Genomic DNA, 23865 nt, shown 5'->3' with positions numbered 1-23865 from the left:
TCACGCCAGAAGGCCTTGGCGCACCTGTTCGAGCAGGCGCTCCTCTTCATCCGTATCGGCATCGATTTGCGTGACCACAGTCCAGAACGGCGCGCACGTCTTGATCTGGTCGAAAGCATGGTGCATTTCCAGCCGCACCATGGTTTTCCTGAGGCTGTGCAGATAGCCTTCCTCGATGGCGCAGAGCAGCTCGTCATCGGCAGCGTCAATCAGCTCGCTCAGCGCGCCTTCGATCCTTGCACGGCCTTCCTCCCACAGCTGGCCGATCTCCGGCACATCGACTTCCATGCACTCGTTCGACCAGTCCGGCGGGTAATCACCACGCCTTCTGTTGTCGGGATCGGTGTCAAAGCTCAGCGAAAGGGATGGGAGCGATACGGCGTTGAAGGCAAAGGCTGAAAATGCCTGATCCTTGAAAGCGGAGGCGCCAAGCACTGCCAGCGACGCGCTGGTCAGCTTGAACCAGGTTTCTTCGACAGCGTATGCCGCTTCAAACGTTTGCCAATCGGCCGGCGTGTCGGGAGTCAGGGACATGGGGAGCTGTCGAAAAAGAATAGCGGTGGATAGTGCGAGGAATTATACGTGGTACCGCCACTCGGCAGGCGCTGGCGCGGGAACAGTGCGAGCCATGCCGTGACAAGCGACGCGAGGCGTCCTCTCGTGCCAGCCATGCTGGATTGATTGCTATCCATTGCGTCCTCCATCGCTGCGGCATTGCGTTATCCAAGATCAGGAAGGGACGCATCCATCAAATGCCACGTCACGTCGTCATCTCGCAAATCGAGCAGCCAGTCGCGGCGCGGTCGCGGGAACGGCGCGCCCTGGGTCAGCCAGGACTGGCGCCAGTATTGGTTGACGATGGCCTGCAGCGGATGGTCGGGCGACACCCACGGTTGCCAGACGCCGCTGACGGGACAGGCTTGTCCGCAAGCACAGCTCAACCAAGGCTGGGGCCGCGCCACCTCGCGCAGCAAGCCGTGCGCCACGCGCGGCTGCACGGCGCCATGGTCATGGCGTATCGTCAGGCACTGCTCCCAGCTCACGCCGCCATATCGGCTATCGCCATCGGCATCCAGCACGCTGAAATGGCGGAAGGGTTCGTCTTGCTGGAATAATTGGGCTTCCGCCGTCACGCCCTGCCCTTGAACGGGCTGCCAATACGCGGCAAATGGCGCAGCCGGCGCATCGCTGTGCCAGCCGGCAGGGCGCAGCGCATAGTCGGCGACCAGGAAATATGGTGGTTGCAATAGCGCGGCGGCGCTTGGCTGCGGGACGGCTGGCGGCGGGCGCACACCTTTGGCCGCATGCAGCAAGGTATCCCTGTCGCCATTCCAGGGCGGCAGATCGGCGGGAGGGAGCGGCAATACCTTGTCCAGATTTGGAAAGCGCGCGTTGGGATTGAATCCCAGCTCATTACCAAGTACCGCATAACGCTCGCCGCGAGCCTTGTCCACGTAGGGTACCAGCATATCGGCAAGATCAAACGGATCGCCGAATTCAATCGTGAGTTTGTTTGCGCACTTTTCGCAGCCGAATGCAACGCCCTCATGTAGAACTTTAAGAGCAAGTGCTTTAGTTTCTGGCGTACGCGGTCCGCTAACTCTCCCTGTGGCCATTCTCGGGGAGGCATACATGTAAGATAAATTATATGCAACTGGTCCGTACCCTTGGGAAAATGCACATTCCATCATTTTTATTGCAACAGGAATATTAGCCCAATACCCTGCGCCTTCATTTGCCAGACCTACATTTAGTTTATCTGACAAAAAATCCATCGCTTGGGGATTACCCATTTGCGCCGCTTTTTGCCAAAAGGCATAAGCGCGAGTGATGTCGCCGTTGACACCCGTGCCATTCGCATAATACGTTCCCATCCGGTCATAGGCCGCCGGTATGCCCAGTCGCATCGCCTTTTCCACCAGTTGCACCGCTTCTTCCTCACTATGCAAGGGATCGCGCCCTTCCACATACAGACTGGCCAGATTGAGCATCGCCTTCCAGTGCAATCGCTCTGCCGCCTGATGCGTCAGAGCGACGATTTTTTTGTAATCGCGGTCTTCCATGAAAATTTCGGGATCTTCCAAGGCGCGCGCTTCGAGAAACCAGTCCTCGGCTTGCGCATCGATGGGCGGCACTTTGCTCGCCTCGGTTTCACAGACAAAATCCGCTACATGGGGATTGAAAAGTGGCAGGGTTTGGTTGCGTGGCAGGACTTTGTCGTTTGACATTTTGCAGGCACCTAAAGTGAAAATCAGGAAAACTGCCAAGATAAAAAAAGGCAGGGGAACAGGGAAATTTTTATACTTTTTCATGCTCATCCCAAACGTATCGTGGAACTGCGTCTATCTTCCAAGGGGAGCAAGAAGCCGGTCATTTTCTTGTGGTCCGCACTTGCAGAATCAGATTTTTTCCTGCCACGGTTTTCTCCCATCAGCTCCACCCACTTCCGATAAGCATCCACAATCTCCCCCTTCTTCCCTCCCCGCCATCAACCAGCCCGCCGCTAAGCATGCGCCACACCCGCTTGCGCAAATCGCGGGCCACGCGGCGGTCGACGGTGGCGATATTGATTTCGCTGTCCACGGCCATGCTGCGCTGGTTCAGGTTGGCGCTGCCCAGCGTCATGAACACGTCGTCCACCAGCATCAATTTGGAATGAATGTAGATTTCACGGTAGCGCCAGCGGTCCTTGTCAAACGCGCTGACATTGAGCATGGCCACCGATACCTTCAGCCCGAATTCGCTTTCAAGCGTCATCGCGCCGGGTTTATTGATGCCGTTGGAATGCTGCACCACGTCGGGCAACTTGACTTCCGCCTCGGCGGAAATGCCGAATCCGGCCCTGACACGCCGGGTTTTCGGCAGCTTGTTGTAATCGTCGATCATGGTATTTTGCCCTGTCATGCCGTCGTGCTGCCCCAGCGCTGCCAGCGTGTCGTGGGTGCGCGGCACCATCTGCGCACGCTCCGGCACGGGTATGACAATGAATACGTGCATGATCGGCATGTCACGCATGGTCTTGCCCGCCTTCAGGCTTCCGGCCTTCCAGGCGGCAACCACCTTCTTGCGCTCGCTCAACAAGTGCCGGGCCCATTCCTCATACTGGAAATACTGGTTTTCCACGTAGAGGTAGCCGGCCGCCAGGCTGGCCTGGGTCACCGCACGAAAGTAGGTTTCCTTGATCGTCTTGTCCTGCTCCTCGGGCTGCGTCAGGACGATCTGCACGGTGGAGTCGCTTGGTTCGGCCTTATCCAACAGCCGCGCCGGTGGGCTGCCACATGGCAACTCCCGGCTAACACAGTCGGTGGAAGCCGAACGCGTGCGGTCATCGATCGCGCGGTCCCATGCCTTCACGAAATTATTGTAGAGCGCGATGAGCGCACGGCCGCCGTCGATGCGGCAGGCATAGTCCTGATAGGGCTTCAGCGTGGCAAAGCCGCCGTCAGCGGCCATTCCCTGCACACACTCGCGCCGCTCGTTGACGCCGCCCTGTTCGCGGCGCGTATCGTCGAGCAGATGAGCCGTCGTATCCCAATAATCGGTCACCGAGTTCAAGCCCATCACGTAACCGACGGCCTTGGCTCCCTCTTCGTAGGCGAAATCGATCAGGACCGGCTTCTGGTGGTGCGTGCCCAGGTATTGCATGCCGGGCTTTTCGATTTCTCCCATCGTCAAGCCGTGCGGCTGGTTGATTTCGGTCGCGACACTCTTGCCGATCGCGGTGCTGTCGCCGTGCCGCAAGCGGATCTCCAGGCCCTCCAACAAGCCATGGAACGCGGCCGCATACCAGCTGTGGCAGTATTCTTCACGCGCCAGCATCGGGATATCCTCGGGAGCAATCCTATCGCCCCTGTAACCGCCGCTAACCCTCGCTTTCGTGGCAACCGCATCGTGCAACATCGCCAGGCTGGCTTTGGCGCTGATGTCGTCGGAGTGCTGTCCACCGGTTTTCCATGGCGAGGTGCCGTGTGTATAGCCCGGCATATTGCGCACCATGGGCGAGCCGATCCGGTCATGCCAGATCAGCAGGCGCACCCTGACGTGACGCCGTGCGGCGGCGATCAGCACGTCGCCAAACGTGTCGCCACGCGGCCAGGTGGCGCTGTTGCCGCGCACCAGCTCCATGCCCGGGTCGAAACCCCAGCAGCACAGGTCGATCGAATGTTTAGCCTTGGCGATCTCGCCGGCGATGTCGGCGAACCCCTCCTGTCCGCAAATGAACAGCGTGAGCTTGTTGTTGTGCGTAATCGGGTGGCTGGCCTTGCCCTTCAGGTTGCGGTTTTCCAGCAGCCACTGGAGCGAACTGGTCGCAGTGCGGCCGACTTCGTCGATATGGGTGGTTTCGGTGCGCTTGGTCGAATCGGGCATGGTCTCTCCAGTCAGTACGCGGTCAGCGCCACGAGCGGCCGTCGCCGGTATCGTCCAGCGCGCGCAGGCCGCGGTTCGACAGGCGCTGTTCGCCGTCCGGCGCCGCGCTGGCGTCGAAGCTCGCGCTGGCCTGCAAGTCAAACTCCTCGCCATTGCCCAGGACGACACGGTAGCGCGAGGTGCCGTCCTGGTGCGCGATCAGGATGCGGCCAGCTTCGTCGGTCAGGCCTTGCTCGACTTCGGCTTCCCCCTGGTACAGCGTGTACGGCACGTTCGCGTATTGACCGCCGTCCGCATGGGCCTGGATGGTATGCTGCAATTGCCCCGCGACCGGCGCGATGGACGGTTCCATCTCCGCTTGCGGCCGGTTCTTCGGCGCCAGCGTCTCCAGGTTGCCATGAAACAGCGTCGGCGAGGCCGTGAAAAACTGCACCTTGTCGCTAATTTCAAGCATGCAATCGGCGCCGTGCAGGCGCACGCCTTTGCGGCCGCGAATATGCACCCAGTCGGCCTGGCTGATCAACTCCAGCACCTTGTTGGCGACGATCTCGACCGTATCGGTTTGCGCCGCGATCTGCACCGGACCGGCCGCGGCGATCAGTTTCATGCCAGCCTTGTGGACGAACAGGCGGAACGCCGCGCCGAGGCTGGCGAACAGGCCGCCGCCGGCTGCCAGCGACAGATTGCGCCCGGCCGTCAATCCGGTATCGTCGGCGCTGGCGATATGCGTCGATTGCGCGCTCGTCGTGGCGATGCCGGCAGCGCTGGCGAGCACCAGATGCGGCCTGGATAATTCGGGAAAGGCGTTTTCGCCACTGCCGGCAACGCCCTTGATGCCGGCATGCTGGGCTTTCAGCCCATCGGCAGCGGCGCCTTGCTGGGCAACGCTTTCTTGCGCGCCATGCTGCTGCGCCAGGGCGGCAAGCGCCTTGTGCCGTTCAGCCGCCTCGGCCAGCCGCTGCACGGTTTCATCCATGCTTTTAATGTGCGAGGCGGCGCCAGGGCGCGCTTCGGTGGTCAGCAGCATGCCGCGGCCCGCGCGCGCCACGCCCCAGGCGTCCGACGCCAGCTCCCAGCCCTCGCCGCGCGCATCCTTGCGCCCGCTGGCGTCCTCGATGCGGCTGATGCAGCCAAGCGACAACTGGCTATGCTGATGGTCGCTTTTCAGCTGCGCCTGGATGCGCTGGTGCGTGTCGTCAAGCACCAGCTGGTTGCCGCGCACGCCGTGGCCGCCGCCAGGCATCAGCTCGGCGCTGCGCCAGCCGCCCAGCATGCGTTGCCCCGGCAAATTCCACGGCGGCGCATGGTTGCCGTTGTACACGGCGCCGACAATGACGGGATGGTCGATATTACCGTCGAGAAACTGGATCAGCACTTCCTGGCCGATGCGCGGCAACGCGATCTGGCCGAACGCCTGGCCTGCCCATGGCGTCATGACGCGGATCCATGGCGAACTGCCGGCGTCGAACTTGCCCAGGCGATCCCAGTGAAATTGCACCTTCACCCGGCCCAGCCCGTCGGTATGGATGGTTTCGCCTGCCGGCCCGGTAACAATCGCCGTCTGCACGCCGGGTGGCGCACAAGGCGCGCTGTTGAAGCGCCGCCCCGGAGACCAGCGGATGCTCTTGCGGATGCAGCTGAAGCGGTTTTCATAGTGCGACTTCGCGCCCGTTCCTGCCTGATAATTGTTGCTGGCAACATGATCGACCGACAGGATCAGGTATTCGCGCGCGCCGACGTCCGGGCGCGCCGCTTCACCTCGGGCCGGCATCGCTTGCTGCGCGCTGAAGTGGCCACCCAGCGTGAAACTGCGCCCGGCCTGGGCACAGCGGTGATTGCCGCCAGCGTCGAAATATTGCGCCTGGCAGTAATGCTCCTCCAGGCGGCGTTGCGCCAGCGCTTCGCCCTCGTCCATGCCGGCATAGCCATAGCCGCTGTTTTGATACAGTTCATGGGCAAACACGTCGCCCTGTTCATTGAGCGCATAGCCGCCGGCGCGGCTGGCATACGGATGCTTGTAATTGAAGCTGGCCAGCGTGAGCGAGCCTGAAGCGATCTTGCGTACTGCCTGCCAATCGCTGATGCCGTCGCACTCCAGCGAACCGGCGCCGCTGCGAAACGCCATCTCGCCGGCGTCGCTGGCATGGCCGTCGCCGGGATCGATGCTGTCGGTCAGCCAGGTATTGTCGCCCAGACACAGGGTATGCCCGTCGGCGCGGTGTTCATACCAATAATGGAGTCCCTGCTCTTCCCAGCGCCGGTGCAGATGGTTGTAATCGGTTTCATTATGCTGGTTGGCGCAGCTTAATATGGCTTTTTCCTCATGCAGCCGGTTTTGCCAGTCGCGCTGCAAATAGTGATCGAAGGTCGTTTCGCTGATGTCGATGACCGTGCGCTCGTGGAACGAGACATTGTCCATGCGCAGCCTGGCAAACGCCAGCCAGGGCTGCAGCACCATCTGGTAGAACGCGAAACCGCCATCGCTGCGCAACATGCGGAATTCGCCGACATAACCATTAAAATGGCGCAAGCTGCCGTCATCGCGCACCATGGAAATCGTGACCATGCGCCCCATCATCGCTGTCAGGGGAACGTGGAGATTATCGGACAGCAATTCGACGTCGAAACGGAAGTCGCGCGACATTTCCTCGTGCGCCCGTAAGCTGTTGACCAGCAGCGCAGTATCGGGCGGGCCGTCCTCGCGCGGAAAAGCCATGCGCAGCAAGCGGCTGTCCTGGACTCGCATGCTCCCTCCGAAAAGGCGCGCCAGATCGGCTGCCAGCTCGCCATCATCCATTTTTCCTCCGTCGGATAGTTCCCCTAACCCATGCTAACCATGGTGACCGCTGGCATATTGATGGAACTCAAACTAGTTGCCCATACGCAAAAAAGCCGCATCGGCCCTGCGGCGGATGCGGCTTTTATTTCAATCAAGAAAGATTATTTCTTGGCAGCCTTCGGATACTTGATGGTCATTTCCTGCAGCAGGTTATCCGCGTGGTCCACTTCCTTCATCACCCACAGCATGTAGCGGATGTCGAGGTGGATGGCGCGCGTGATGGCCGTATCGAAGTACCAGTCCTTGGTGATCGATTCATACGTCGAATCGAAGTTCAGGCCGATCAACTCGCCGCGCTTGTTCATCACGGCCGAGCCGGAATTGCCGCCCGTGGTGTCGGCGCTGGTGAGGAAGTTGACGGGAACCGTGCCCAGTACCGGGTCGCGGAACTGGCCGTAGCGTTTTTCCTTGACGGCGTCGATCAGTCCTTGCGGCGCTTCGAACGGGGCCTTGCCAGTGACTTTCTCGACGATGCCTTCCACGGTCGTGAACGGTCCCTTGGTCAAGCCATCGCGCGGCGAGTATGGCGAGACGGTGCCATACGTCACGCGCAAGGTCGAGTTGGCGTCAGGGTAGACAGGCTTGCCTTGCGACTTCTTCCACGCGATGACGGCTTGCATATATTGCGGAATCACGCGTTCCAGGTTGCCGTCGATTTCCTTGCGGCGCTCTTCCAGCGCCACGTCCACCGGATGCAGCTTGACAGCCAGTTGCATGAAGGCGTCGTCGGACTGGGTAACGGCAGCCTGGTCCTTTTCCAGCCAGGCCAGGCGCTTGGCCGTGTCAGCCAGTTGCGTCTGCTGGTACAGGGCTGCTACGGCGCCTGGCGCCGGCAGCAGCGCGTCCAGGCCTTGCGGATGGCTCTTCGCCGCCAGTTGCGCGTAACGCTTCAGGCCTGCTTCAAAACGCGCCTGGTCGACCTTGTTGACGTACGACTGCTCCAGTCGGGCCAGACGGGCCTTGATGAAGGCCAGGTCACGCTGCTGGAAGCCCGATTCGCGTTCGGCGTCCACTTTCTGGCGCTCCAGTGACAGGCGGTAGATGGTGCGCGCGCTTTTCAGCAAGTCGCTGTTGGTGGCCACGCTCCAGGCGAACTCTTCTTCGCTCAAGGCCATGTCGCTGGCGATCGCCGCGTCCAGTTCCGCCAGCAGGGTCGGCGACACATTCGGCTGTTTCGCGTACCAGGCGCGGAACTCGGCATCCTGCACGTCCTTGATGGCGGCGATATCCTTGCGCGCAAAACCGTCGAGCAAGCCCTGGGTTTTCTTCAGCACGTTGTTGATGCTTTTCACCACGCTGGCATAGCGCACGGCGGCTGCCGCGTCGCCATTGGTGGCGTCGGCCATCACGGCCAGGTCGGCCTGCAGTTCGGATACTTTCAGGGGGAAAGCCGTATCGCGTGCAAAACGGATTTCCGCCGGCAGCTTGTAGCGGCTGGTGCGGCCGGGATAACCCGCCAGCAAGATGCCGTCGCCGGCCTTCAAGCCTTCGGCCGAGACCACCAGGAAATCCTTCGATTTGTACGGCACGTTGTCGGGCGACGGATCGGCCGGACGGCCATCCTTGCCCACGTAGGCGCGCAGGAACGAGTAATCGCCCGTGTGGCGCGGCCATTCGTAGTTGTCGATGTCGCCGCCGAAGTTACCGATCTTGTCCGATGGCGCGTAGACCAGGCGCACGTCGCGTATCATCATCTGGCGGATGCGGTAGTACTCGAGGCCGCGGTGGAAGGCGGGCACGGAGCAACGGTACATCTTGTCCGTTTCGCATTCGGCGATCAGGTCCTTGACGCGCTTTTCCACGGCTTCGTGGCGTGCGCGGCCGCTCATGTCGGCCGTCAAGCCTTTCAGCACGCGGTCGCTGACATTCTCCACCTTGTCCGTCACATACACGAGGCTGTTCGGACCGCCCGGCAGCTCTGCGGCGCGCGTCTTGGCCAGGAAGCCGTTGGTGATGTAATTGTGTTCCGGCGTGGAATTGCGCTGCACGGCGCCATACGCGCAGTGGTGGTTCGTCACCACCAGGCCGGCGTCGGAGACGAAAGCGGCCGAGCAGCCGCCGAGCGACACGATGGCGCTCATCGGGTGCTTGCTCAGGTCGGCCAGTTTTTCTGCAGGAATTTCGATGCCGACCCGTTTCAGTTCGGCTTTCAGCTGTGGCAATTGGTGTGGTTGCCACTGCCCTTCGTCGGCGTGTGCGCCGGCGAACGCGCCCAACAAGGCGACTGGTAAAACGATTGTTTTGAACAAGATATGCCCCTCCATAAATAGCAGGCGAAAGTATAGCCTGTCCCGGGGGCATGAGTCGGCAAAAATTAACCCATTGCACTCCGTATCAGGCGGCCGGCCGCCCCGCTCCCTGCAAGGGAATCTGCAGGGCCAGGCGGCAGCCGGCGCCCGAGGCCGGCAAGCCCACCTCGAAGTGGCCACCCAGCGCCGTCACCCGCTCGGCGATGCCGATCAGGCCAAAACACTGTTTCTTGCGCTGCTGCTGAGGCGTGATGCCGATGCCGTTGTCGCTGATGGCCACGTACACGGCGCAGGCATCGGAACTGAGCTCGATCTCGACCTGGCTGGCCTGGGCGTGCCGCATGACGTTGCTGAGCGCTTCCTGCACGATGCGGAACAGCACGATCTCGGCCTGGCTGCCGATGGCGGCAAACAGTGCCTCGTCGCGTATCAGCAGGCGGCAAGCGACGCCGCTGCGCTTGCGGAAGTCGCCCGCCTGCCATTCGATGGCCGCCTGCAAGCCCAGGTCCAGCGCCATCGGGCGCAGCTCGTTGATAATGCCGCGCACGCTCTTGATGGTCGTGTCGACATTGCTGAGCACGGCGCCGACCCGGCGGTGCAGGCGCGGATGGGAACCCTCGGTGCGGGCGCTGAGCATGGAAATATCGATGCGCAGCGCCAGCAGGTTTTGTCCCAGTTCATCGTGGATATCGCGCGAAATGCGCTTGCGCTCGTCTTCCTTGGCCGTTTCCAGGTGCAAGGCCAGCTGGCGCAGCTGCGCGTGCGACTGGCGCAGGGCGCCATCCATCAACTTGCGTTCGGTGATGTCCGTGTGCGCCACCACGACGCGCAGCGGCCCTTCGCCGAGAAAACGGCTGACCCTGGCCTGCGACCAGCGGGCGCCTGAGCGCGTGGCAAATTCATACTCGAGCGCAAACGCATCGGCGCGGCCGGCAATCACGGAGCGGATGCCAGCGGCCAGCTCGCGCCCGGCGCTGCGCTGCCAGCGCGCGTCCGTCTCGCAAAACTCCAGGTAATGCAGCGGTTTTCCCATCTGCCCTACAAAATCCACGCACGCCTGGTTGGCATGCAAGACGCTGCCCGTCTGGTCCAGCACCAGCACCCGGTCTGTCAGCGAATCGATGGTGGCGTGAAAGAAACGCTCGGCATCGCGCAAGGCTTCCTGCGCCAGTTCGCGCTGCTGTACTTCCTGCTGCAGATGCTGGTTGGCGTGCAGCAATTCGGCCGTGCGGTCGATGACCCGCTGGTCCAGCTCGCGGTGCAGTTCTCGCAAGTCCGCTTCGGCCAGCTTGCGCTCGGTGATATCGGAAAACACTCCGACAAAATGGCTGATGCTGCCGTCCGCCGTGCGCATGGGCGTGATCGACAGCGATTCGACGAAGCGCTCGCCATTCTTGCGCCGGTTCACCATTTCGCCATACCAGCTGCCATCCTGGTGCAGGCTGCGCCACATGGTTTCATAGAAATGCGGCAAATGCGTGCCGCCGCCGAGGAAGGACGGATCGCGCCCGATGGCCTCCTCGGCCTGGTAGCCGGTGATGGTGGTGAAGGCGGGGTTGACGGAAATGATGCGGTTGCCGCTGTCCGTCACCAGCACGCCTTCACGGATACTGTCGAGGATGACGAAGGCGCGCCGCAAGGCCGATTCGCGCGCGTGCTCGTCGCCCAGGTCCGTCACCAGCATGCGCGCCGTGTCGCTGGCGGTGTCGAAATTGGCTTCGATGCGGACCATGCCGCCGGCCGAGCCGCCGAACAGCTGCGCTTCGAGCACCTGGCGCGCACCGCTGGTAAAGACGGCGTCGAGGAAGCGGCGGAAGCTGCCTTGTGCCTGGGGCGCGATGAATTGCTCGAAACGCCGCCCCAGCAGCTGATTCTTGTCGCGCTGCAGCAAGCCGCAAGCCGCCACGTTGACACGCGTGACGACGCCCTCGCGCGCCAGCGAAAAGTAGCTGACGGGCGCCTGTTCATACAGCTGCGCATAACGGTCGCGGCTGCTTTCATATTCATTCTTCAGCTGTTCCAGTTCGGCCAGGGCCGCGTTCTGCATTTCCAGCTCGATCTGGCTGACCTGCAACTCATGCAGCTGGCGTATCACATCTTCATTCGACTGCGGCACGGGCTGGCGCTGCTGCGCCGCCAGTTGCTCGGCCTGCTCTCGCAATCTGGCCGGCACGTTGCCCTCGTCGAATGGTTCGCTCATGACACGTTCTCGCCGCTATTGCCGGCCGCCGCGGCGCCGGACTGAATCTGGCGCAGCTGGGCTTCCAGCAGTTTCGATTCCGTGATGTTGATGAAGGTCACCACTACGCCATCGATCACATTTTCGATCGTGCGGTACGGCATGATGCGCACGTTGTACCAGCGCCCCGTCTTGGTTTCCACTTGCCGCTCGCAAAACACGAGGCTGCGGATGACCTCCAGCGCATCGTGTTCCAGGCCCGGATAGTCGAGGTCGTTGACGATGTCGCTGAGCGGGCGGCGCAAATCCGTCTGGATCAGTTTGTAAATTTGCGTGGCCGGCGCCGTGAAGCGGCGGATGCGCAGGTCGCTGTCGAGGAAAATGGTGGCGATATCGGTACTGTTGAGCAGGTTTTTCATGTCGCTGTTGACCAGCGACAGATCGTCGACCTTCGATTGCAGCTCGGCATTGACCGTGTACAGCTCCTCGTTGAGCGACTGCATCTCTTCCTTCGAGGTGGTCAGCTCCTCGTTCGTCGATTGCAGCTCTTCATTGGTCGACTGCAATTCCTCGTTGGCCGATTTGAGTTCCTCGCGCGACGTCTGCATCTCGTCGCGCACGGCCTGGATTTCATTGCGCGCCTGCGCCAGCTGCTGCTCCAGCTCCAGCACCTTCGGATTCGGCGAGCGGCCGCGCCGTGCTTCGGCCACCAGTGGCATGCTGGCAAACGTGACAAACACCATGCCGCGCAGGGATTCTGGCTGGCTCAGGGCTTCGGCGCTCAGGTCCACGCCCAGCGACTGCCCCAGGTGGTCCTTGACGACCAGGCCCTTCAGACGCACCACGCTCTCGCTTTGCAGGGCTTGCTTGATCAGGCCGGCCAGTTCATAGCGCAAGCCTTCGCGCGCCATGGCGTGGATATTCCAGTTGGCCTTGCCGGCCGCCGGTTCGAGGAAAGCGCCCGTGCGGCCGTTGATGTACAGGATGTCGCCATCCTGGTTCAGCAGCGCGGCGGCAGGCGAATATTTCTGGAGCAATAATTGCTCGACATGGGATTGAATCTTTCCAGTCATGCTCACTTCTCTCGTGTCGCTAGGTGTAGGGGGGGATGCCAACGATACCTTGGTGGGGAAATACGTGGGCAAACGCTGGCGCGCCAGGTTGTCGAGGCGGCGATATAGCCGGGTCGACGTGGTCAGGGGCGAAAACAGGTCGGAAAAATGGCCGGGCGTGTCGGCACTGCCCAGCAGCAAGATTCCATCACGGTTCAGGGCGTAATGAAACAAGGGTATCAAACGCTGCTGCAACTTGGCATTGAGGTAAATCAGCAGATTGCGGCAGCACAGGATGTCGAGCTTGGTAAATGGCGGGTCCGAGATGATGTTTTGCTGGGCAAAGATAATCGTGTTCCGGATCTCTTTCTTCACATGGTACCCGCTCTTGTCGCGCAGGAAGAAACGCTGGAGGCGCTCGGCCGACACATCGCTGACGATGCTATGTGGAAAGCGGCCCTGGCGGGCGCGGTCGATGGCGTCGGCCGACAGGTCGGTGGCAAAAATCTGCAAGCTGTATTTCGACGGTGGATTGATGCTGGCCACCACTTCATGGAACACCATGGCCAGCGAATAGGCTTCCTCGCCCGTGGAACAGGCGGGCACCCAGGCCTTGAAGGCGCGTCCGTCCGGGTGGGCCGCCAGCATTTGCGGCACGACCACCATCTTCAGGTATTCCCACACTTTCGGGTCGCGGAAAAAGCTCGTCACGCCGATCAGCAATTCCTTGAACAATAAATCGGTTTCGGCGGGATTGGCACGCAAGTACGGCACGTATTCTTCCATCGACGTCATTTGATACAAGCTCATGCGCCGTTCAATGCGCCGCAGCACCGTATTGATCTTGTAATCGGTAAAGCTGTTGCCCGTTTGCTCGGACAACAAGGCGACGATTTCCTGCAGGGAATTGCGCCCGTTCGGTTCATGCCCGGGCAAGCTGAGAAAACTGCTGCGGAACAGATAGGTGATGATCTTGTCCGGCATCTTGTCGGGGAAATCGACCAGGTCCACCACCTCGGCGGCAATCGCGCTTTGCGGCATCATGTCGAACTTGGCCGTATCGGGATACTGGGCCAGGGTCAGGCCGCCCGCCTGCTTGAGCGCTTGCAGGCCGCGCGTGCCGTCGCTGCCCATGCCGGAAAAAATCACGCCGACGGCCAGTTCGCCCAGCTCGCTTGCGAGGCTTTCGAAAAAGGTATTGATGGGCAAGCGGTGGCCGCGCAGCTGCACCGGCTCGCTGAGCACGAAACGCCCCTTGGCCAGGCCCAGGTCGGCATTCGACGGAATCACATAGATATGATTGGGCCGCAACTCCGCCTGGTGCGTGATTTCCGTGACGGGAATGCTGGTGGCGCGCTGCAACAATTCCGGCAGCATGGCCTTTTGCGTGGGATCGAGGTGCTGGATCACCACATAGGCAATCCCGCTTTCCTGCGGCACGTTGGCCAGGAAAGCGACGATGGGATCGAGCCCGCCGGCGGAAGCGCCGATGGCCACCACCGGGAAAACGATGGCGGCCACTTCGGGAACGGAAGCATTGCTGTGTTTACTGCGTGTCATCGTCGGCAAGAATGCAGCCACGGCCAAAGCGTCAGGCTGGGAATTGATAATAATCTTGCATTCTAGCACTCAAGATGCACGACAAAACGCGAATTTGGCGCAGGGGTTTTATGCTACCCCATGCTGCCCCATGCCGCCCCCTTACTGCGCCTGCGGCACATGCCAACCGCCGCCCAGCGACTGGATCAGGGCCACGGCCGTCGTCTGGCGGTCCGCCTGCGCCTGCACCAGCGAACGGCGCGCCGACAGGGCCGTCACTTGCGCCGTCACCACGTCCGTGTAGCCGACCTGGCCCGCGTTGTAGCGGTTCAGCATCTGCTGTTCGACCTGGTCGGCGGCGGACGACGCCTGCTGGCGCAGGGCCAGCTGCTCGGCCAGCGCGCGCGTGGCCGACAACTGGTCTTCCACGGCGCCAAAGGCACTCAATACCGTCTGGCGGTAGCGCGCCACGGCTGCCTCATGCCCCGCCCTGGCCGCGTCCACGCTGGCCGTCGTGGCGCCCGCGTTGAACAGGGTCTGCGCGGCCGACACGCCCAGGGACCACAGGCTCGACGATGCATTGAACAGGTCGCCCACCTTGCTGGCGCCGGAACCGTAGGAACCCGTCAGGTTCAGGCTCGGATAATAGGCCGACCGGGCGATGCCGATCTGCTCGTTGGCCACGGCCACCCGGCGCTCGGCGGCGGCGATGTCGGGACGACGCTGCAGCAGGGTCGACGGCACGCCCAGCGGCACCTCGGGCACGGTCAGGGTCCACGGCGCCACGGCCAGGCTGAAGTCGGACGGCGCCTTTCCCAGCAGAATGGCGATCGCATGTTCCAGCTGGGCGCGCGCACGCGTCTGGCTGGACAAATCGATCTGCGCATTGGCCAGCTGCGTCTGCGCCTGCAGCAGGTCAGACTTGGCGGCGATGCCCGAGTTGAAGCGGTTGCTGGTGATCTCGAGCACGCGCTTGTAGCCGTCGATCGTGGCATTGAGCAGCGCGATCTGCGCATCGCTCTGACGCAGCGAAAAATAATTGGTGGCCAGTTCGCCCTGCGCCGACAGGCGCGCCGCGGCCAGATCCGCCGCGCTGGCGGCCGCACTCGCATCCGCGCCCGTCACGCCGGCGCGCAGCTTGCCCCACACGTCCGGTTCCCAAGACGCGCCGATGGCCGCCTTGAAGCTGTTGTTCGTCTGCTGCTCGCCCCCGCCGCCGGAGCGGGCGCCGCTGCCCGTCAGGTTCACGGTGGGGAACAGCGAGGCGCGCTGTTCGCGCACCAGCGCGCGCGCCTGCTCGTAGGAGGCAATGGCGGCGGCCACGTTCTGGTTCGAGATGTCGATGCCCTCGGCCAGCTGGTTCAGCTGCGCGTCGCCGAACAGGGTCCACCAGGGACCCCGCTCGAGGGTATCGGCCGGTACGGCAGGCTGCCAGCCGGCCGCCTCCTTGAACGTTTGCGGCGCGGCGGCCGTCGGCGTTTCATACGCGGGGCTGACGGCGCAGCCGGCCAGCAGGACAGCAGCCGCCAGCGCCAGCAAGTGGCGTGCGGGGACGGCGGATGGAATAGGTTTTACTTGCTTCATGATTGTGTGCTCGGGTTATCTGGCCCAGGAATGCGGCTCAATTGCTGCTCGTCGGCGCTGCGCGTGCGCAACTTGTCGAGCAGGATGTAGACCACCGGGGTGGTCAGCAATGTGAGTAACTGGCTGGCAATCAGGCCGCCGATGATGGCGACCCCCAAGGGCTGGCGTAGCTCCGACCCCTCGCCGAAACCGATCGCCAGCGGCAAGGCGCCAAGCGCCGCCGCGAGGGTGGTCATCAGAATGGGGCGGAAACGCAGCAAACATGCCTCGCGCACCGCCTCCACCGCACTCAAGCCGCGCGAACGCTCGGCCTCCAGCGCGAAGTCGATGATCAATATAGCATTTTTCTTGACGATACCGATCAACAGGAACACGCCGATCAGGGCAATGATGGAAAACTCCATGCGGAACAGCAGCAATGCCAGCACGGCGCCCACCCCTGCCGACGGCAAAGTCGACAGCACGGTGACCGGGTGGATCAGGCTTTCGTACAGGATGCCCAGCACGATGTAGATCACCACGATGGCCGCCAGGATCAACAGCGGCTGCTCCTTGTTGCTGTCCTGCGCGCTCTTGGCCGAACCCTGGAAGCTGCCGCGCACGTTGACGGGCATGCCGATTTCCGACTCCGCCTGGGCCACGGCGGCCTGGCCGTCGCTGAGCGGATAGCCGTCCGCCAGGTTGAACGACACGGTGGTCGCCAGTTCGCCGCCCTGGTGGTTGATGGAAGTCGCCGTCGAGCTTTCGGCAAAGCTGCTGAACGAGGACAGCGGCACCATGTGCGCCAGGGTCGTGGACAGGGCCGAGCCGCTGGACGGGTCGCGCGCGGCAGTCGTGTTCGACGGCGCCGCGCTGGTGGTGGTACTGGTGGTGGCTGTGGCTGTCGTGCCGGTGGCGGCAACGGCGGCCGCATTCGACGCCGGCACGTACACGGAGCGCAGCGCTTCCGGGCTTTGCGCATAGCGTGGCGCCACTTCCATGATCACGTGGTACTGGTTCAGCTCATCGTAGATGGTCGCCACCTGGCGCTGGCCGAAGCTGTTGTACAGCGCATTGTCGATATCCTTGACTTGCACGCCCAGCTGCGTGGCACGGTCCTTGTCGATGCTGACAAAGGTTTCCACGCCGTTTTCCGCCTGGTCCGTGTCGACGTCGATCAGGGCCGGCTGCAGCTTCATCTGGTCGGCCAGTTTCGCCGCCCATTTTTTCAGATCCGCCTGGTTGTCGCTGATCAGGGTGTACTGGTACGTGGAATTGCTGGAACGCCCGCCCATGCGCAAATCCTGCACGGGATTGAGGAACAGCGAGATGCCCGTCACCTTGGCCAGCTGCGGGCGCAAGCGGGCGATCACGGCCTGGCCCTTGTCCGTGCGCTGCGACGCCGGTTTCAGGTCGATGAACATGAAACCGCCCCCCGCCCGCCCGCCGCCCGTGAATCCGACGACGGTGGCGACGGCCGGATCGTCCTTGATGATGTCGACCAGCTGGCGCAACTTACTTTGCATGGCCTGGAACGAGATGCTCTGGTCGGCACGCATGCCGCCATTGATCTGACCCGTATCCTGTTGCGGGAAGAAGCCCTTGGGCGCGGCCGCGAACAGGTACACGTTCAGGCCAACGACGAACACGAGGATGGTCATCACGAGGGCCGCGCTGGACAGCGCCCAGTCCAGGCAATGCTCGTAGACTGTCAGCATGCGCTCGAAACCCCGCTCGAACCAGCGCGCGACTCTGCCTGGCGGCTTGTGCTGCTGCCCGCTTTTCAGCAGCCAGGCGCACATCATCGGCGTGGTTGTCAGCGAAATGACCAGCGAAATCATCACGGCGGCCGACAAGGTCACGGCAAATTCGCGGAACAATCGCCCCACCTGCCCGCCCATGAACAGCAGCGGGATGAAGACGGCCACCAGCGACAGGCTGATCGACAGCACCGTAAAGCCCACTTCGCGCGCCCCCAGCAGGGCCGCCTTGAAGCGGTCCATGCCCGCCTCGATGTGGCGCTGCGTGTTTTCCAGCACCACGATGGCGTCGTCGACGACAAAGCCCGTGGCCACCGTCAGCGCCATCAGCGACAGGTTGTTCAGGCTAAAACCCAGCATGTACATCACGCCGAAGGTGCCCAAGAGCGAAACGACGGTGGCGACAGCCGGGATGATGGTGGCGCGCACGCTGCGCAGGAAAGCGCTGACCACCAGCACGACGAGCACGATGGACAGGATCAGGGTGAACTCGATCTCGTGCAGGGACGAGCGGATGGAATTGGTGCTGTCGGACGCCACCTGCAGCTTGATGTCGCCGGGCAGCTGCGCCTGCAGTTGCGGCAGCAGCGCGCGCACGCCGTCCACCGTGGCGATGACGTTGGCGCCCGGCTGGCGCGTGATCAGCACGATGACGGCCGGGTCGCCATTGAACAGGCCCAGGGTATTGTTGTTCTCCACGCCGTCGACCACTTCGGCCACATCGTCGAGGCGGATGGCGGCGCCGTCGCGCCAGGCCACGACCAGGCTGCGGTAGTCGGCCGCGCTGCGCCCGCCCGACGCCGTCGCCGCGCCCGAATAGATCTGCAGGCTGCGCTCGTCGCCGGAAATGGCGCCCTTGGGGCGGTTGGCGTTGCTGGCCTGGATGGCCGCGCGCACGTCTTCCATCGACACGCTGTAGTGATTGAGCTGGTATGGCAGCAGTTCCACGCGCACGGCCGGCAGCGAACCGCCGCCCAGTTCCACGTCGCCCACGCCTTTCACCTGCGCCACCTTCTGCTGCACCAGGTTCGACACGGCGTCGTAGATCTGGCCTGGCGTGCGCGTCTTCGACGTCAGCGCGAGGATGATTACAGGCGCATCGGATGGATTGGCCTTGCGGTAGGTCGGGTTGCTGCGCAAGGTGGCCGGCAAGTCCACGCGCGCGGCGGCAATCGCGGCCTGCACTTCGCGCGCTGCCGAATCGATCTTGCGGTTCAAGTCGAACTGCAGGTTGATGCGCGCCGAGCCCGTGCCCGACGACGATGTCATCTCGTTCACGCCCGAGATGACGCCCAGGCGCCGTTCCAGCGGCGTGGCCACCGACGTGGCCATGGTCGCGGGGCTGGCGCCGGGCAGGCTGGCGCTGACGGAAATGGTCGGATAATCGACCTGCGGCAGCGGCGAGACGGGCAGCACGAAGAAGGCGCCGATCCCCGCCAGCGCGATGCCGATGGTCAGCAGCACGGTGGCGATAGGTCGCTTGACGAACGGTTCGGACAGGTTCACGCGGCGCTCCCCGCGTTATCGGCCGGCTTGTCCAGGTTCACCCCGGGTGTCTTGCGCGCGAAGCGCTGGCCCAGGCGGTCGAAGCCCAGGTAGATGACGGGCGTGGTAAACAGGGTCAGCACCTGGCTGACGATCAGGCCGCCGAAGATGGCCAGGCCCAGCGGACGGCGCAACTCGGCGCCCTCGCCCCAGCCCAGCATCAGCGGCACGGCTGCGAACAGGGCCGCCAGGGTCGTCATCAGGATCGGGCGGAAGCGCAGCAAGGCCGCCTGGTGGATGGCTTCCTGCGGGCTTTTCCCTTCATCGCGTTCGGCTTCGATGGCGAAGTCGATCATCATGATGGCGTTCTTCTTCACGATGCCGATCAGGAGGATGATGCCGATGATGCCGATCACGCCCAGGTCCTGCCCGGAAATCATTAGCGCCAGCAAGGCACCCACGCCGGCCGACGGCAGGGTCGACAGGATCGTCAGCGGGTGGATGTAGCTTTCATACAGCACGCCCAGCACGATGTACACGCAGACGACGGCGGCAAGAATGAGCCACAGCTGGTTCGACAGCGAGTTTTCATACGCGCCGGCCGCGCCGAGGAACGTCAAGGTCACCGACGGCGGCAAGGCGATGTCCTTCGCCGCCTGACGGATGGCGTCGACGGCGCTGCCCAGCGCCACGCCCTGCGTCGTGTCGAAGCCGAGGGTCGTGGCCGGGTATTGCGCCACGTGCGTGATTTGCAGCGGCGCCTGTTTTTCGCTGACGCTGGCAAAGGCGGACAGCGGCGTCGACTTGCCGGACCCCGTACGCACCTGCAGGTCCGACAGGTCGGACGGCGTCGTGACAATGCCCGGTTGCGCTTCGAGGATCACGCGGTACTGGTTGGTTTCCGTGAAAATCGTCGAGATGATGCGCTGGCCGAAGGCGTTGTACAGCGCGTCGTCGACGGTAGCCGTGGTCACGGACATGCGCGCGGCGCTGTCGCGGTCGATCGCCACGGTGACAGCGGCGCCCGTGGCGCCCGCGTCCGTGACGACGTTGCGCAGCTGCGATTTCTCGCGCATGCGCGCGGCCAGCTTGCCGGCCCACTCGGTGACGGTGGCCGTGTCGGCCCCTTCGAGCGAGACGCGGTACTGCGTCGGGCCCGATTCCGCATCGATGGTCAGATCCTGCGTCGGCTGCAGATACAGGGTCACGCCGGCCACCTTGGCCACGCGGTCGCGCAGGCGCTCCATGATCTCGTCCTGGCTGCCGCTGCGCGGACGCTTCAGGTTGATCAGCATGCTGCCCGTGTGCAGCATGGTGTTGTTGGCCGCGTCGACGCCGACGAGGGAACTCAGGGTGTCGACAGCGGGGTCTTCCAGCAGCGCGCTGGCGGCGGCCTGCTGCAAGGTCGCCATGCGTTCGTACGACACGGCTTGCGAGGTTTCGATGCGCGCCTGCAGCTGCCCCGTGTCCTGCGTGGGGAACAGGCCTTTCGGGATGGTGATATACAGGATAACGGTCAACACCAGGGTGGCCAGGGCCACCAGCAAGGTCAGTCCCTGGCGTTTCAGCACCCACACGAGCGCATGGTCGTACTGCACGATCACACGGTCGAGGAAAGCCTGGATGCGCTGGCCCGTGGCGCTGATCTTTTCATCGGCGTGGCTTTTCAGCCAGCGCGCCGACATCATCGGCACCAAGGTCAGCGAGACCACGGCGGAAATCAGGATCGTGATGGCCAGGGTCATGGCAAACTCGCGGAACAGCCGGCCCACGACGTCGCCCATGAACAGCAGGGGAATCAGCACGGCGATCAGGGAGACCGTCAGCGAGATGATGGTAAAGCCGATCTGCGACGCGCCCTTCAGGGCGGCGGCCATCGGCGTTTCGCCCTCTTCGATGTAGCGGGCGATATTCTCGATCATGACGATGGCGTCATCGACGACAAAGCCCGTGGCGATCGTCAACGCCATCAAGGAGAGGTTGTTCAGGCTGTAGCCGAGCAGATACATGACGCCGCAGGCGCCGATCAGCGAGATCGGCACGGACAGGCTGGCGATCACCGTGGCGCGCATGCTGTGCAAAAAGGCGAAGATCACCAGCACCACCAGCAGCACGGACAACAGCAGTTCCATTTCCACGTGCTCGACCGAGGCGCGGATGCCCGTCGTGCGGTCGCTCAGCACGTCGAGCTTCATGGCCGCCGGCAGGCTGGCCTGCAGGTCCGGCAGCAAGGCCTTGATGGCGTCGACCGTCTTGATGACGTTGGCGCCGGGCTGGCGCTGCACGTTCAAAATAATGGCCGGCTGCTTGCCGGACCATGCGCCCAGGCGCGTGTTTTCCGCACTGTCGACGACGTTCGCCACGTCGGACAGGCGCACAGGCGCGCCGTTTTTGTAGGTGATGATCAGGCGCTTGTAGTCTTCCGCCGTGACCAGTTGATCGTTGGCGTTGATGGTGAATGAACGCGTGGGGCCGTCGAAACTGCCCTTGGCGCTGTTGACGTTGGCCGCCGCGATGGCCGTGCGCAGGCTGTCGAGGCCCAGACCGTACGACGCCAGCAATTTCGTGTCGCCCTGGATGCGCACGGCGGGACGCTGGCCGCCCGACAGCGACACGAGGCCCACGCCATTGACCTGGCTGATCTTGAGCGCCAGACGCGTGTTGACGATGTTCTGCACCTGCGTCAGCGGCATCGTGTCCGACGTGATGGCCAGGGTCAGCACGGGCGCGTCGGCCGGGTTGATCTTCGCGTACACGGGCGGCGCCGGCAAGTCCGTCGGCAGCAGGGAGCCGCCCGCATTGATGGCCGCCTGCACTTCCTGCTCGGCCACGTCCAGGGTCTGGCCCAAGGTGAATTGCAGGGTGATGATGGATACGCCGGCCGCGCTGGTGGAACTCATGCGCTGCAAGCCCGACATCTGCCCGAACTGGCGCTCCAGCGGCGCCGTCACGGTCTGCCCCATCACTTCCGGGCTGGCGCCTGGGTACAGGGTCTGCACCTGGATGGTGGGGAAGTCCACCTGCGGCAAGGCGGCCAGCGGCAGGAACTTGAAGCCGACCAGCCCCGCCAGCACGATGGCCAGCATCAGCAGCGCCGTGGCGACGGGGCGCTTGATGAATGGCGTCGATGGACTCATTGCGCCGCGCCCTTTGCCGGCGCGGATGCAGGTGCCGATGCGGCAGCCGATGCGGCCGGTGCGCTGGCCGCGCCTTCAGCGTGCTGGCGGCGGTGGCGGCGTTCGCCGTTGCCTGCTCCCGCGCCACCGGCGCCGCCCATGGCCGGCTTGTCGCCCGCCAAGGTGACTTTCGCGCCTTCCTTCAGGCGGTCGGCGCCTTCCGTGATGACTTGCTCGCCCGCGTCCAGGCCGGCGCGGATTTCCACCATGTCGGTGGTAGCCTGGCCCCGCGTGACCATGCGCACGGTGACGGTTTTATCCGCTTTCAGCACATAGACGAAATCGCCGTTATTGCTGTGGCGCAGCGCCGTCACGGGCACCAGCACTGCACCCGTGATGTTGCCCAGTTCCAGGCGCACATTGACGAACTGGCTGGGGAACAGCGCCATCTTGTCATTCGCGTAGCGGGCCTTGGCGCGCACGGTGCCCGTCTGCACGTCGACCTGGTTGTCCAGCGCCGTCAAGCTGCCCTTGTCCAGGGTATGCGTGCGCGTGCGGTCCAGCGCCAGCGCCGCCAGCGCCGAACCTCCATTCAGGCGCTCCTGGATGGTCTGCACTTTATCCTGCGGCACGGAGAACTCCACGTCGATGGGCGACAGCTGCGTCACCACCACCACGCCGCCCGTGTCGCTGGTGCTGACCAGGTTGCCGATATCGACCACCTTCAGGCCCGCGCGTCCGCTGATCGGCGAGACCACCTTGGTATAGCCGAGGTTCAGCCTGGCCGTGCCTTCGGACGCGCGGTCCGTCATCACCGTGCCTTCCAGCTGTTTCACCAGGGCGGCCTGCGTGTCGACGTCCTGGCGCGCGATGGAATCCTGGCCCAGCAAAGTCTGATAGCGTTTCAGGGTCAGGCGCGCGTTTTCCAGCTGCGCTTCGTCGCGCTGGCGCTGGCCCGTGGCCTGCATCAGCGCCATCTCGAACTGGGCCGGGTCGATCTGCGCCACTACCTGGCCCGCCTTGACCATGCCGCCTTCCTTGAATTTCAATTCCTTCAAGATGCCCGACACTTGCGGGCGCACCGTCACGGTGGACGCGGCAGTCACCGTGCCCAGCGCATCGAGCACCACGGGCAGGTCGGACTTGACGGCCGTGGCCACGCCCACGGTGGTCGAAGGGCCGCCGCGACGCCCGCCGGGGCCACCGGGCCCGCCAGCACCGCCAGGGCCACCCATGCCGCCCCCCCCCTGGGCGCTGGTGCCGGAATGGGTCAAATACCAGGCACCGCCCCCCAGCGCAGCCATCACGGCCAGCGCGATGACCGTGCCGACGATTTTCGAACGGCGGCTGCGCCGCGGGGTTTTGGGTGTTGTCTGCGAATCCATCGCTTATCCTTGTAGTGGCCGCTGGCACGGCGAGTCTGTGGCGCCGGCCGAGGTGGGACACACTCAGGCCGGGCGACCGTTTTTCGGGGTTGTTTCGGTACAAAGCCGGGGAGTCAAGAGCTGAAAGTCAGCTGAAAAAACATCGCTCCCTAGCGTGAAACGACTCTAGCATAGTCATGTAACTGTTTCATTTCTGCTTGAAACAATTACACACAGCCAGGCAGGCATGGGAGGATCAGGCGGACCGGCAGGCAGGCCGCCACTGCGGGGGAACGGTGGAAAAATCAGGCCTGCGGGGCGTCGCGCACCGGCGCCAGCGGCTTGCGGGCG

General features: G+C 63.4%; 11 protein-coding genes. All 11 read right to left on the bottom strand.

Annotated elements, in window-relative coordinates; genetic code table 11:
- The gene (locus GYK42_RS13960; protein WP_166447995.1) at nt 1-534 is read right to left on the bottom strand and encodes a DUF4303 domain-containing protein; all 534 of its coding nucleotides are present in this window, start codon (nt 532-534) and stop codon (nt 1-3) included.
- Nucleotides 535-719: 185 nt separating this feature from the next.
- Nucleotides 720-2312, bottom strand: coding sequence for a tetratricopeptide repeat protein (locus tag GYK42_RS13955; RefSeq protein WP_166447994.1), 1593 nt, complete (start codon nt 2310-2312; stop codon nt 720-722).
- A gap of 118 nt (nt 2313-2430) precedes the next feature.
- Nucleotides 2431-4368, bottom strand: a complete 1938-nt coding sequence (locus GYK42_RS13950; protein WP_240943592.1) for a phospholipase D-like domain-containing protein — start codon at nt 4366-4368, stop codon at nt 2431-2433.
- Nucleotides 4369-4390: 22 nt separating this feature from the next.
- On the bottom strand, nt 4391-7114 hold the full coding sequence (locus GYK42_RS13945) for a type VI secretion system Vgr family protein (protein ID WP_240943591.1): 2724 nt from the start codon (nt 7112-7114) through the stop codon (nt 4391-4393).
- Nucleotides 7115-7308: 194 nt separating this feature from the next.
- A complete protein-coding gene (locus tag GYK42_RS13940) occupies nt 7309-9456 on the bottom strand; it encodes a S46 family peptidase (protein ID WP_431190172.1) in 2148 nt (715 codons plus the stop codon).
- Nucleotides 9457-9541: 85 nt separating this feature from the next.
- On the bottom strand, nt 9542-11656 hold the full coding sequence (locus GYK42_RS13935) for a PAS domain S-box protein (protein ID WP_205711397.1): 2115 nt from the start codon (nt 11654-11656) through the stop codon (nt 9542-9544).
- Nucleotides 11653-14247 (bottom strand): chemotaxis protein CheB, encoded by a 2595-nt coding sequence (locus tag GYK42_RS13930; RefSeq protein ID WP_166447991.1) that lies wholly within the window; start codon nt 14245-14247, stop codon nt 11653-11655. The genes GYK42_RS13935 and GYK42_RS13930 overlap by 4 nt, the downstream gene beginning before the upstream one ends.
- Before the next feature lie 141 nt (nt 14248-14388).
- Entirely contained in the window at nt 14389-15810 is a 1422-nt protein-coding gene (locus tag GYK42_RS13925) for an efflux transporter outer membrane subunit (protein WP_166447990.1), read from the bottom strand.
- The gene (locus tag GYK42_RS13920; RefSeq protein ID WP_166447989.1) at nt 15807-19055 is read right to left on the bottom strand and encodes an efflux RND transporter permease subunit; all 3249 of its coding nucleotides are present in this window, start codon (nt 19053-19055) and stop codon (nt 15807-15809) included. Before GYK42_RS13920 ends, GYK42_RS13925 begins: the two co-directional genes overlap by 4 nt.
- Nucleotides 19052-22171, bottom strand: a complete 3120-nt coding sequence (locus GYK42_RS13915) for an efflux RND transporter permease subunit (RefSeq protein ID WP_166447988.1) — start codon at nt 22169-22171, stop codon at nt 19052-19054. Before GYK42_RS13915 ends, GYK42_RS13920 begins: the two co-directional genes overlap by 4 nt.
- Entirely contained in the window at nt 22168-23535 is a 1368-nt protein-coding gene (locus GYK42_RS13910) for an efflux RND transporter periplasmic adaptor subunit (RefSeq protein WP_166447987.1), read from the bottom strand. Before GYK42_RS13910 ends, GYK42_RS13915 begins: the two co-directional genes overlap by 4 nt.
- Nucleotides 23536-23865: the final 330 nt, after the last annotated feature.

It is taken from the genome of Janthinobacterium lividum, assembly GCF_011601275.1.
GTDB classification, from domain to species: Bacteria; Pseudomonadota; Gammaproteobacteria; order Burkholderiales; family Burkholderiaceae_D; genus Janthinobacterium; species Janthinobacterium lividum_E.
Note: the sequence above shows the minus strand (reverse complement) of the source record. Positions and strands in the feature narration are given on the sequence as shown.